The sequence below is a fragment of the Cohnella boryungensis genome (assembly GCF_042651945.1).
Taxonomy (GTDB): domain Bacteria; phylum Bacillota; class Bacilli; order Paenibacillales; family Paenibacillaceae; genus Cohnella; species Cohnella boryungensis.
The window spans coordinates 40325-52186 of record NZ_JBHSED010000071.1 but is presented as its reverse complement, the minus strand read 5'-3'; the positions used below and the strand labels follow the sequence as shown (position 1 = coordinate 52186).

The 11862-nt window shown below is 55.2% G+C and carries 7 protein-coding genes; 4 read left to right on the top strand and 3 right to left on the bottom strand.

All coding sequences use genetic code 11. The features are described from left to right. Positions 1-34: 34 nt before the first annotated feature. The 3 genes from ACFO1S_RS26965 to ACFO1S_RS26955 form a co-directional block, all read right to left on the bottom strand. Complete coding sequence (locus tag ACFO1S_RS26965) at positions 35-3742, bottom strand: glycosyl hydrolase (protein ID WP_204604533.1); 3708 nt, start codon at positions 3740-3742, stop codon at positions 35-37. Positions 3743-4067: 325 nt separating this feature from the next. After that, positions 4068-5663 carry a response regulator gene (locus ACFO1S_RS26960; protein WP_204604532.1) on the bottom strand — a complete coding sequence of 532 codons (1596 nt, stop codon included), beginning with the start codon at positions 5661-5663 and terminating at the stop codon, positions 4068-4070. Further along, positions 5641-7443 carry a sensor histidine kinase gene (locus ACFO1S_RS26955; RefSeq protein ID WP_204604531.1) on the bottom strand — a complete coding sequence of 601 codons (1803 nt, stop codon included), beginning with the start codon at positions 7441-7443 and terminating at the stop codon, positions 5641-5643. The genes ACFO1S_RS26960 and ACFO1S_RS26955 overlap by 23 nt, the downstream gene beginning before the upstream one ends. A gap of 212 nt (positions 7444-7655) precedes the next feature. Here ACFO1S_RS26955 and ACFO1S_RS26950 point away from each other — a divergent pair, with 212 nt between their 5' ends. From ACFO1S_RS26950 to ACFO1S_RS26935, 4 genes are all read left to right on the top strand, one after another. Continuing rightward, positions 7656-9044 (top strand): ABC transporter substrate-binding protein, encoded by a 1389-nt coding sequence (locus tag ACFO1S_RS26950; protein WP_204604530.1) that lies wholly within the window; start codon positions 7656-7658, stop codon positions 9042-9044. Positions 9045-9136: 92 nt separating this feature from the next. Continuing rightward, positions 9137-10027, top strand: coding sequence for a carbohydrate ABC transporter permease (locus ACFO1S_RS26945; protein WP_204604529.1), 891 nt, complete (start codon positions 9137-9139; stop codon positions 10025-10027). A 14-nt stretch (positions 10028-10041) separates the two neighbouring features. Beyond that, complete coding sequence (locus ACFO1S_RS26940) at positions 10042-10881, top strand: carbohydrate ABC transporter permease (RefSeq protein WP_204604528.1); 840 nt, start codon at positions 10042-10044, stop codon at positions 10879-10881. Positions 10882-10944: 63 nt separating this feature from the next. Continuing rightward, the gene (locus ACFO1S_RS26935) at positions 10945-11856 is read left to right on the top strand and encodes an N-acetylneuraminate lyase (protein ID WP_204604527.1); all 912 of its coding nucleotides are present in this window, start codon (positions 10945-10947) and stop codon (positions 11854-11856) included. Positions 11857-11862 lie beyond the last annotated feature (6 nt).

The window sequence follows — 11862 nt, the reverse complement described above, 5'->3', positions numbered from 1 at the left end:
CCCCAACAGGAGTTCCGGCTCTTCTGTTATGTCATTAAGGTTGTGCGGCAACGTCGTCCAGGTATACGGCGGCTGTGCCGGAGGAGCCGGCGGGAACGAGCAATTGAATGCCGATCGCTTGTACCAGGCTCTTGTCTGCCACGCCGGACAGATCAAACGCAAGGGTGTTAAAATCCGTCCCCGTATACAGAATCTCCCCGGAGTCGAACCAGCTCCAGCCGGCTCCCGTCTGTACGAACAGCTTTGCCTTCACTCCGCTTCCCAGGCTTGAACCGGCTCCCGCGACGATTTTCACCTTGGCAGTAAGAGCAGAGGCGCCGCTCAGGTCTAGTGCGGAGGCGCGGCGAATCTGGAATTCTCCCGCGCCCAGGCTGAAATCGGCCTTCAAGGAATGCGAGCCGCTGGCCGCTTCGGCCGCCGTGATGGCCAGACCGGCGGCAGAGGCCGTATTATAAGCCCCGCCATTATCGTTATTGATAGCCCATCCCTCCTCGGACGTCTCGAAGCCGTAGCTGACCCCCGGGGCCTGCAAGCCGGTTACGTAAACGTCATCTACGTAGAGGCCGGCCGTTTCCGTTCCGCCGCCGATCGATTCGACGAGAACGCCGATCGATTGAACGTTATCGAGATTGCTCGCTCCTGCGAGCGGAACGGTAAGCGTCTTAAAGCCAGTATTGTCGATAACGGCCGGAGCTCCGCTGTCATACCAGGACCAGGCGCTTCCGGTTTTGATATACATCCGGGCATTGGCTTGGCCGGAGGACAATTTGACTTTGATGCTGATGGCGCTAGCCTCGGTCAGATCGAGCGCGCCGATTTTGGATATTTCGAAGCTGGTCCCGCTTAACGAGAAGGTCGTGGACAGCGATTGCGAGCCTTCGGCCGCTTCATCGGCCGTCACGGCTACTGCTGAAGCGCCGGCCTGATTACCCTCGATCCCCCAGCCCGAAGCGTCGGTTTCGAAGCCGTAAAGCGTGCCTTCCGGCGTCGAACCGCCGTTGCCGCCCGGTACGCCGCCTGTGCCGTCGTTAATGGCTTTAATGTCGTCGAAGTACAGCGCGCTGCTCAGGGCAGCCCCGTTGACGCTATTCACGTAGATCGCAAATTCCTGAACATTCTTAAGATTGGTCTTATTGATTTTTTTGCCTGCGTTCCCCGTATCCCACGGAGCGACCTCGAATTCGTTGAAATGAAGCTCGACCCAACCGGGGGTATTGCCGGCCAGCGAAGGATAAGCCTCGAAGGAAATCCCGTCCACTCTCAGTTGAATAACGAGCTTCTGGTTGGAGGCATCGGGGTGGAGCCAGAATTTCAGCTTATTGAAGCCTGACCAATCGACGCTACCGAGCGTCTTGGTAATGCCGGCATAGCCGGAACCGGCCAGCGTATAGCTGAATTTCAAGCCGTAGCTGCCGCCGCTCTTGTGGCTGCCATCCAAGGTGGCTGTCGTCGCATCGCCCCCGGCATGAACGAATTTGGTCGCCAGAGCGGCATCGCTGCCTTGGTAGGCTTCGAAGTCATCGACCAAGGCCGGGTCCGTAGGGGTTTCGGTATAAGCGTTGTACAGACGGAGATTGTCCACGTAGATCGCCCCGGTCAGCTCCAGCCCGCTGCCGACCAGAGAGAGGGCCAGCCGCGTCGCCGCAGCGGATTTGTCGGGGTCGTTCAATTCGATCACGGGAGAATACTTGGCATATCCGATACCCCCGATCGTGACTGCAGGCAGATCCGACAGCTTCGCACGCGTCGTATTCATGCCGTATTTGGTCTCCCAATCATCCGGCAGCATGGCGACGGCCTGGATGCTGGCATCCGTGCTTTGACTGCCCGCAGACAACGGAATCCAGACGTCCAGCTTGATTTTCTTCACATCGGGAACATCGATATCGGATGACAGGCCGGCGAGCTCCAGCTTGAGCTCCTGCCACGTATCGGTATGAACGGCCCCGGCGACATCCATCCGAAGCGAGCCATTGCCTTCGAGACTGCCATGGGACAAGGAGAGGCTCATCGTACCTGGATAGGTGCCATTGTTCTGAATGCCGGCAATCCCTTGATCGAACGAGTAGGTTTTCATCAAAATCTCGTTTACTTTTACGAACACGGTGTAGGTGTCCTGAAGAACGGTGTTGTTCGGCAAATAGGCTTTGACGGTCAGCGTGGCCGTCTTTCCGTTCAGCCGCGCGGGCGGCATCCAGTTCGCCCGGTAGAAGAAATTATCGGCATCAAGCGTCATCGGATGCTCCCCTGCTTCTCCGTCTATCGAATAGGTCACCTGGGTCGGATTGGCATATAATACGCGCGCGCGGATCGTTGTCGAAGCGGATTTGACCGTACCGTTGTCGGTCGGAGAAACGATGTGCATAAAGGGTTGCTTGGCAGCCGTTGTAGAAGGTTTGTTATAAGGCTGTCCTATCTCGTTCAGGAATGCGGTGTAGGGATCGTTGTAATAAGCGATGAAATCCGGCAGCAGCTCGTGATCGCCGAGACCGTTCGACGCGTTCCGGTAAGGGACGTACAGATTGTTCCCCAGACCGAAGTTGGCCCACGTCTGCATGAAGGAAATGCGCTTGGCGTCGGGATCGGATTTAATTGCCGCAAGCAGGCGGGTGAACCAGCTTGTATCTCCGTTTCCGGCCGTCAGCATTCCCGACGGGCTGTAGCCGAATTCGGAGAACGTGGCGATCTTTCCTTTGCGGTCGGCCAGCTTGGACATCATTTTCAGATCGGCAACCAGCCCGTTGAGGAAGCTGGCCGTTCCCGGCGTCTGCTGATTGTCGTATTGGTCCATGCCCAGTACGTCGACGTAATCGTCTCCGGGATAGGTCGCGAGATAGGAGCTCTCCGCGCCTCCGAATGTGCCGTTCGGAGAGAAGACGTACAGGAAGTTGCGAACGCCCTTCTTATCGCGAAGATATTCAACCGTATAGCGGTAGATTTCAACGTATTGGCTTGTCGAGGTCGTCTTCGCGCCCCACCAGAACCAGCCGCCGTTCTGTTCATGGAACGGCCTGAACAGAATCGGAATCAGCTTGCCGTTGTCATCCTTGACGTTGTTGGCGAACTGCGCGATCATATCCAGATACTCGTTGAATTGTTGGTTTTTGTCGCCTCCCGGCAAGATATGCTCGACGACGGAGCCGGACGTGTCGTTGAAGCTGCCCCCGGTGACGAAGTTGGGGAAGTGCGTGCTTAATGCGACGATGCCGCCAATCTGATGAACGGCTTTCACTGAAGCGATCAGATTATTGCGGCTCTGGACGAGGTTGCCTGCAACGCCCGGCTTTTCTTTGCCTTCGAGACTTAACGTATCCCATCCGAAGACGGCGGGGAAGTCGCCGACCGAGTTTTTGACTTCGGATTGCAGGCCGCTGCCCGAACCCGTCAGGGTCAGGCCTTCATCCGTAGCGTGCTGGTGCCCGAACAGCACCTTGCTGCCGCGAATCTCGTTAAGGTAGACGAACAGAGAGCGCGTTGCCGCCGTCGCGTTCGGGTCGACCAGCGAGATCACGGGCGGATTCGTGCCCCAACCGCCGTTCCATCCGCCCCATTCGCCTTGCCATCCGCCCCACTCGCCTTGCCAGCCTCCCCATTCGCCTTCCCAGGCAATCAAGCCGTTAGTCGAGCCGGCGATGTCACTGCTGGAAGCTCCCCTCTGCGCAGAGGCGACGGAAGAGAATAAAGCGGAGATCATAACCATCATGAGAGCCCATGCCAGTCCTATCCGATAACGTTTCCTCACATTGATTCTCCTTTACCTTCGTTATTGAAAGCCAGTTACGAACGTAGTGCGCAAGCCTTCATTGAGCCGATCGCTGAAGCGCGATCCCCCCCTTCCCTAACGCCTCTATGCATACGACAAATTGTAAGCGCTTCAATAAAAATTGTAACGCTTCAAATTGGAATTTATAGAGGCTGAATTAACATTTATTGTCTTCTTTTGTTTTTGTGTTTCGTTAGGTTTCGTTGCGGTACGGGCTTGATCTTGGTTTGGGAGGTCTTGGCCGGGAAATGGGGGAGAACACAGGGGAAAATACAAGGAGAGGAGCGTTCGCTCCTCTCCGGCTTCAAGCTTGGGCGCGATATTCCGTGGGAGTCATGCCGACTCTTTTCTTGAAAATGCGCGTGAAATATTTATCGTCTTGATAGCCGACCAGACCGGCAATTTCATAGGTTTTCAGATGCGTTCCGTGAAGCAGACCCTTGGCTCTGTCGATGCGTACCTGAGTAATGTAATCCGTAATGTTCATAGCTTCGACCTGCTTGAACAGAAAGCTGAGATAAACCGGCGACAGGTACACCTCGGCGGCAATCGTCTCAAGCGTCAGGTTGAGGGCATAATGCTCCTGAATATAGCCTTTGGTTTTCTCGATGACGGCGTTTTTGCCCGATTTGCGCAAGCTTTGCGTCTTGGCCAGCAATCCGAGCATGAAGGCTCTAAGAAGATCGGACAATTCGTCCAGCGTTCCCGCCCGGAAGATTCGTTCCATATCTTGTGCGGACAACAGCTCGTCCAGCTGAAGCTGGGGATGCATTTCTACAAGAACATGCGTTGCGGCAATCATCTGCTGGAGGCTTATCGTTTTCGTTTCGTGCTGGGATAACGTCTCGCTTTTCAAGAAGGCAAGGAAGGAGGAGAGCCACGCCTCCAGGCCGGTTTCGTTGCACACCCGGAGCGACATCAGGAGTTCTTCTTCACTGAGCAGGGCATGGTCCTTCGTATGCGCGTTCGTCAGGCCTTGGTCGGCCTCCAGATCATCCATGCAGATGAGCTGGTTCGCGCCTGTATAGTATTTGTAGCGCAAAGCCGTCTTGGCATTGTCGTAGGCGGCCTTGCAATCGGAGATCAGGCTGGGATATCTCTTGGACAAGCCTACGGTGGCGCCAAGCTTAAGCGTCGTCTGAAGATTGGAGATGACTTGTCGAAGCAGGGAGCGCAGCGCCGCAATCTGCTCCGCATCCTCGTCGTTAAGCAAGAGGATGAATCTGCGGGACTGCTCCTGCAGCAGCGCTTTGCTCCCCCAGCCCTCCAGCGTCTCCTTGATGATGTTGGCGACGGCGAAGTGGATCAGGTGATGATCCTCCACCGAATACTGATCCAGTCTCCCCGTCTCGTCCTCCATCTCCAGCAAGCCGACTCGGAACGGTCCGGGACGGAGGGGGAGCTGCAAATAGTGCGTTTTTTCCCGGAAAATCTCCTCTTTCTGCTTCGTGCCGTCGACCAGACTGTGAAGGAATCGCTCCACCATGACGGGAAAGTTCTCCTTCATCTGCTGCTTGAGAGCTTTCTCATTCTCCCATTCCTTCTTGACGCGGAGAATGACTTCAAGCAGACGCTCAAGGTCTGGGGGCTTGAGCAGGTAGTCGGAAGCCCCGAGCTGCAAGGCCTGCTGGGCGTAAGTGAATTCGTCGTGGCTGCTTAGGATTACGGATTTCAGCGGAATAGCGCGGACGTTGATCTCTCGAAGCAGCTGCAAGCCATCCATGATGGGCATACGGCAATCGACGATAATGAGGTCCGGGCGCTTCGCTTCGATCAGTTCGAGCGCTTCGGCGCCGTTCTCCGCGGCTCCCAGCCACTCGAACCCGTGCTTCTCCCAGGGGACCAGCTTGCGCAGACCGACGCTCACGATGGGCTCATCATCGATGACTATGACTTTCATATAAGCTCACCCATTCCTCTTCGTTGTGAATGATCGGCAATCGAATGGTGACAGTCGTGCCTGTGCCGATGGTACTTGCGATATGCAAGCGATAATCCTCTCCGAACAGCATCGTCAGCCGTTCGTTTACATTCTTGATGCCGTAGCCCCCGCTGCCTTGTGCGGATACCTCCAGCAGAGTCGCGACTTGCTGCTCCGTCATGCCTTTGCCGTTATCCTCTACCGTGAACGTGATGCACTTCTCCGACAGGAAGCCGGCAATGCGCAGGAGACCTTGACCCTTCTCCTTGTAATCGAACGAATGGATGATTGCATTCTCGACAATCGGCTGAAGCAGCAGCTTGGAGGTCAAGTAAGGCTCAACGGCCGGATCGATAGCATATTCGGTCTTGAACCGGTGTGGGAAGCGGGCCTGCTGGATGTTGACGTAAGCTTTAATCTGATTGATTTCATTTTCCAGGCTGTAGTAATCGCTGCCCCGATTGAGGGAGATGCGGAACAGCTGGCTGAGCGAACGAACAACCTCCGCAGTGTCGTCGTCCCCGTTAATCTTGGAGTTAAGGAAGATGTAGTCCAGCGTATTGTACAGAAAATGGGGCTCGATCTGCGCCTGAAGCGTCTTGAGCTCGATCATCTTCTGGTTGGTCTGGCTGATATAGACCTTCTGAATCAGCTCGTTCAGCTCGGCGACCATCTGATTGTATTTTTGCGTCAGCAGTCCGACCTCGTCCCTGGATTCCACAGCCACCTTCTGATTGAAATCTCCGCGCTTGAAATCATTCATGGAGCGCAGCAGCCTCCGAATCGGCGAAGTCACGTTGCGCGACAGGAAGATGGAGAGCAAGGCAACGATCAGGAGCAGAGAGATGGAGGCGATCAACGTGAACTTCAGCAGCACTTGATGCTGCTGGCGAATCTCCTTGAGCGGCGTCAGACTGACGACCTTCCATTCGTAAGGCTCAACCTGCGCGGTCGAAACGTAATAATCCAGCCCGTTCACCCGAATAACGGGAGCCTGTCCGGGGTTGAGCAGCCTTTTCTTGAAATCAAGATCGCCATCGCGGTAATATTCGATGTCCCGGCTCTTCTGGTTGCTGGCGACAAGATTGTAATTGTCGTCGACGAGCAGGAGGTGGGTCGTCGCGCTGATCTCGATGTCCTGAATGGAATCGAGCAGCGCTTCGCGGCGAATGCCCATGAAGAGCATGCCCAGCTTCTGGTCCGCATCGTAAATATTCGTTACCCTCCGGCCGACCATCACCTCGTTATATTGCTGCAGATAGGGGAAAAGGGGGTCGCTGGAGAACATCCAGTTCGCTTCTCCCTCCTTGGCGGCCGTGGCGATATAGGTAGGAGTCTCGATCAACTGCTGATAGGGAACGACCTCCCGGTAGAAATCCTTGAAGTCGCGATAGACGAAGCCGTTCTCCCCGTACACGATAATGAAGGAAATATAGCTTTTGGCGGTCTTCAGATTCGAGAGGTAAGCCAGCATCGTCTGCTGGGAGCGGCTGTATTCGTCCGGCTTTGGCTGATTCAGCAGGTTCTGAAACGTCTCGTTGTTCATGATATAGGAGGAGATGTCCTGCACGTCGTCCAGCATGAGTTGAATGTTGTTTTCGATCAGGCCGATCGTCTGGCTCTGCTGGTGCAGCACCTGCTTCTCCAGCAGCTTCGTCGAATTCAAATAAGAGAAGATGCCGAGGCTGACCAAAGGGATCAGCACGACCAGAATGAAGTAAAGGAATATTTTCGTCTGCAGCTTCTGAAACAGTCGCACTGGGTGTTCAACTCCCCGGAGGTTTGACAAGGATGCTTATGGTGGACAGCTTATCAGAAAAAAAATAGGGTGACAATCGCCGGGGGATTTCCCGGTCGAGAGTTCTAGATTAAGTCCACCAAATCTTGAAGTCGTCACATTGTGAGGCTGTTGCGGGAGAGACTATGATAAATGTGCAAGCAACGAAATCTACTTCCACAGGGGGCAAAAGCATGATGAATCGCAACAGGGGCGCGGCCAAATGGATAGGGTTTCTCTTGATATTCAGTCTGATCTTCGCCGGCTGTTCCAACGGCAACAAGAACGAAGCCTCGCCGTCGGCCTCTCCGGCCGGCAGCCCGAACGGGTCCGAATCCGCCTCTTCAGGCCAAGAGATCGATTGGAAGACGGTAAAGGCCGACATCCGCTTCGTCTATCCGGGCACTTCGGAATCCGAGAAGCTGTTCGCCGAAAATTTCAAGACGGCAATGAAGGAGAAATATCCGAACGTTAACATCGAATTCATGTATCTGTCCTGGGCAGACATGGAGAAGAAAATCTCCGTCATGATCAGCACCGGCGACGTGCCGGACATCGCGACGACGCAGGACGTGACCAACTTCGTGCAGATGGACGGCCTGGAGGATCTGGCGCCTTACATGCAGCGCGAAGGCTCGACTGTCAAGACAGACAGCTTCCTTCCGGGCACGCTGGATTATTCCACGATTGACGGCAAGATCTACGCGGCTCCGGCTACCGCAAACGCATTTAACCTGATGGTCAACGAGAAGATGCTGAACGACGCCGGCATGAAGCTGGAGGATCTGCAAACGTGGGAGGATGTGGAGAAAGCCGCGGAATTGATGACGAAGGACGGCAAATACGGCTTCGGCTATCCGCTGGGCGTAGCGCGCTTTGCATTCCGCGTGCCGTTCACGGCGGGCTACAGCAACGATCTGCTCGTATCCGACACGTCCGAAGCCAGCAAGGCCAAGTACATCGAGCTGCTGAACCACTTCAAGAAGCTTGAAGCGTTCCAGCCGAAAGCGCACCTGACGTGGGGCTACCCGGAAATGTTCAGAGCCTACAGCAACGGAGAAGTCGGGATGATCCCGGCCGGTACGTTCTTCTCCGCGAACGTCTATAGCATCAATCCGGATATCATTAATGTGTCTCGGGCGATTTCTTACCCTAAGGGGCCGTCGGGCTCAGCAGCCAAGACGCCTGTGGCGAACTCCGGGTACGGCATCTACAAGGGCAGCAAGAACAAGGAAGTCGCCTGGAGATTGATCGAGGAGCTGCTGTCCCCGGAATTCAACAGCACGCAAGCGGCAATTCTGAACATCTCCGCCGAGAAGGCGACCAGTCTGGACGAGGTCATCAAGAAGGCGGAGGACATTTATCCGAAGGCAATTGACGGACACAAGCGCGTCATCGAGGACTTCCTGTCGATCGTCGACAAGTCGGGCGTTCCGATGAATACCATTGTCGGACAGCCGGAGATGGAGACGGTCGTTCAGGATATCATGGTCAAGCTGGTGACGAACAAGCTGGACACGGAAGAGGCTTATGCCGAGATCAAGAAAGGCATTGACGCCGTTACCGCCAAGTACGCGAAATAAAGAGAAATCAGCAGTCTGGGGGCTCCAACGATCCATTATCCGGAGTCCCCTTTCTTATACGCGCAGCTATGGACAGGGAGAGGAGAGAGAGCATGTTAACCCGCAAGTGGATAAGAATGCACGGCTTTGGTTATCTATTGTTGGCCCCCGCAGTGCTGTATTTGGTCGCTTTTCAGTTCTATCCGCTGTTCGAGACGATTCGTCTGAGTCTGTTCGATTACTCCCTGATCTCGAATCGGGCGATGTCGTTCATCGGGCTGGACAACTACGTTTATTTTCTGACTGAAGACGATAAATTCTGGAAAATCATGCGGAACAGTCTTGTCTGGGTCATCGGCTCGACGGTGTTCCAATTCGCGGTCGCGATTCCGGCCGCGCTGATCTTAAATGCCAAGATTCGCTCCCGGGGCTTATGGCGGGGCTTGATGATGGTCCCTTGGGTGTCTCCGGTCGTCATCATCGGAATCGTATGGAAATGGATTTACGACGGACACAACGGTCTTGTCAACCACTACTTGACCGAATGGAACCTCATCAAGGAAAGCATTGTGTGGCTGGGCGACGAATTCTGGGTGTGGCCCGCACTATTGCTCACTTCCGTATGGAAGGGCTTCCCCTATATCGCACTGATGCTGCTCTCGGGGCTGACGGGCATATCCAAAGAAATGATGGAGGCTGCCGAGGTCGACGGGGCAACGCCCTGGCAACGGCTGATTCGCATCGTGCTGCCGCTTCTGAAGCCGATCATGTATGTGACGGGGATGGTATCGATCGTCTCCTCGTGGACGAAATTCGAGATGATCTGGGCCCTGACCAACGGAGGACCGGGCTTCGAGACGAGCATCCTGCCTACCTATGTCTACACGAACGCCTTCGTTTACTATGATCTGGGCCGAGGCTCTGCCATAGCGGCGCTGTCGATGGTCGTTGTGCTGGTGCTCGTGGCGATCTATGCGAAGCTGTTCGGCCGGAATGAGGATTAGGGGGAGGTGAAGTCATGAGAGAGACGCTGTCGTTCCGAACGATGAAATATGCCGGTCTGGCGCTGCTGATGCTGTTCACGCTGTTCCCGTTCTTGTGGCTCGTGGATACGACGTTCAAGAGCACGGAAGAGATGTTCGCATCCACGCCGACGTGGCTCATTTCCAATTTTACTTTCGAGCATTATGCCTGGGCGGTCGGAGAACAGGGCATGAACATCGGCAAGCTGCTGACCAACTCGATAATCGTATGTACGCTGACTGCGTTGTGCACCGGGCTGATCGCCTGCGTCAGCGGTTACGGCCTGGCCAGATTCAAGGTTCCCGGAATCGGGTTCGTTATCGTGCTGTTCGTTCTAGCCCAGATGATTCAAGGACCTCTGATCATGATTCCGTGGTACAAGCTTGCCTCCGCCTTTTCCATCTTGAACACGAAGACGGTGCTGGTGCTCATCTATAACACGATGACGATTCCCGTGGCCGTATGGATAATGAGCGGTTTTTTCAAGAGCGTTCCCAAGGAGCTGGAGGAAGCGGCCTACATGGACGGGTCCACCAAGCTCAAGACGCTGTTCAAGATCATGGTGCCGATGGCGCTGCCGGGCCTGGTCTCGGTAAGCTTGTACTCGTTCATTCTGGGCTGGAACGATTATCAATATTCCCTCATTCTGACCAACTCCCTGGCGGCGAAAACCGTTCAGGTCGGCATTGCCGAAGTGATGGAGAGTATGGGAGCCGCGAACTGGGGCGGTATTCTCGCCAGCGGCGTCATCGTTATCCTTCCGATCATTCTCATTTTCTCTTTCATTCAGAAGCTGCTGATCGAAGGTTTGACGGCAGGCGGCATTAAAGGCTAGACAAAAGCCGGGGGATGCCGGCAACGCAAGTCCAAAATCCACTCAAGACAGGAGAAATCATCGATGAGCTCAATCCGTACGAAATACGCGCATTTGCAAGGCATTCTTCCCGCCCTGATCACTCCCTACGGAGAGGACGGCCGAATCAGCGATTCCTTGACCCGCAAGCTGGTCCGGCATCTGATCTCCCAAGGCGTCAGCGGCTTCTATCTCAGCGGCAGCACGGGAGAGGGCTTCCTGCAGACGATTGAGGAAAGACAGACGTTTCTGGAGATCGTGATGGACGAGGTCAAGCAAGAGGTTCCGGTTATCGCTCATGTGGGCGCCATGGACACCGACACCGCCGTCCGATTGACGAAGCATGCGTACGAGGCGGGGGCGACCGCCGTGTCCGCCGTCACGCCGTTTTACTACAAGCACGGCTCCGAGCAGATCAAGCGGCATTACATCGATATCGCGGAAGCGGCGGATATCCCGCTTATCGCGTACCACTTCCCGGATATGACGGGATCGAAGCAGTCGGCAGACTTCTACCGGGAGCTATCGAGCGTGGACGGCATTATCGGTCTGAAGTTTACCTCTATGAATACGTTCGAGATGCAGCAGATTATGGATGTATGCGGCGAGGACTTCCTCGTGTTCAACGGACCGGACGAAAGCTGCCTGGCGGGACTTGCGATGGGCGCCTTCGGGGCGATCGGATCAACCTATAACATTATGCCCGCCAAGTTCGTCGAGCTGTACAAGCTGTTCCGCCAGGGTAAGCTCGAAGAGGCAAGGGCGATTCAATACGAGGTTAATCGAGTCATTAACGAGCTGCTCAAGTATGATTTTATCGCTTTCGAGCGGGAGATTCTGCGGCTTCAAGGCTTCGATACGGGCCTGCCCCGGAAGCCGATCCAGCAGCTCAGCCAGGCGCAGCGCGCGGACATCTACGAGACGGCGAAGCGGTTCCCATTCTTGAATATAGGCTAAGAGCAT

Coding starts and splice junctions, on each gene's coding strand:
- ACFO1S_RS26960 (WP_204604532.1), bottom strand. CDS start 5,663: ATGAAAGTCATAGTCATCGATGATGAGCCCATCGTGAGCGTCGGTCTG.
- ACFO1S_RS26935 (WP_204604527.1), top strand. CDS start 10,945: ATGAGCTCAATCCGTACGAAATACGCGCATTTGCAAGGCATTCTTCCC.
- ACFO1S_RS26945 (WP_204604529.1), top strand. CDS start 9,137: ATGTTAACCCGCAAGTGGATAAGAATGCACGGCTTTGGTTATCTATTG.
- ACFO1S_RS26950 (WP_204604530.1), top strand. CDS start 7,656: ATGATGAATCGCAACAGGGGCGCGGCCAAATGGATAGGGTTTCTCTTG.
- ACFO1S_RS26940 (WP_204604528.1), top strand. CDS start 10,042: ATGAGAGAGACGCTGTCGTTCCGAACGATGAAATATGCCGGTCTGGCG.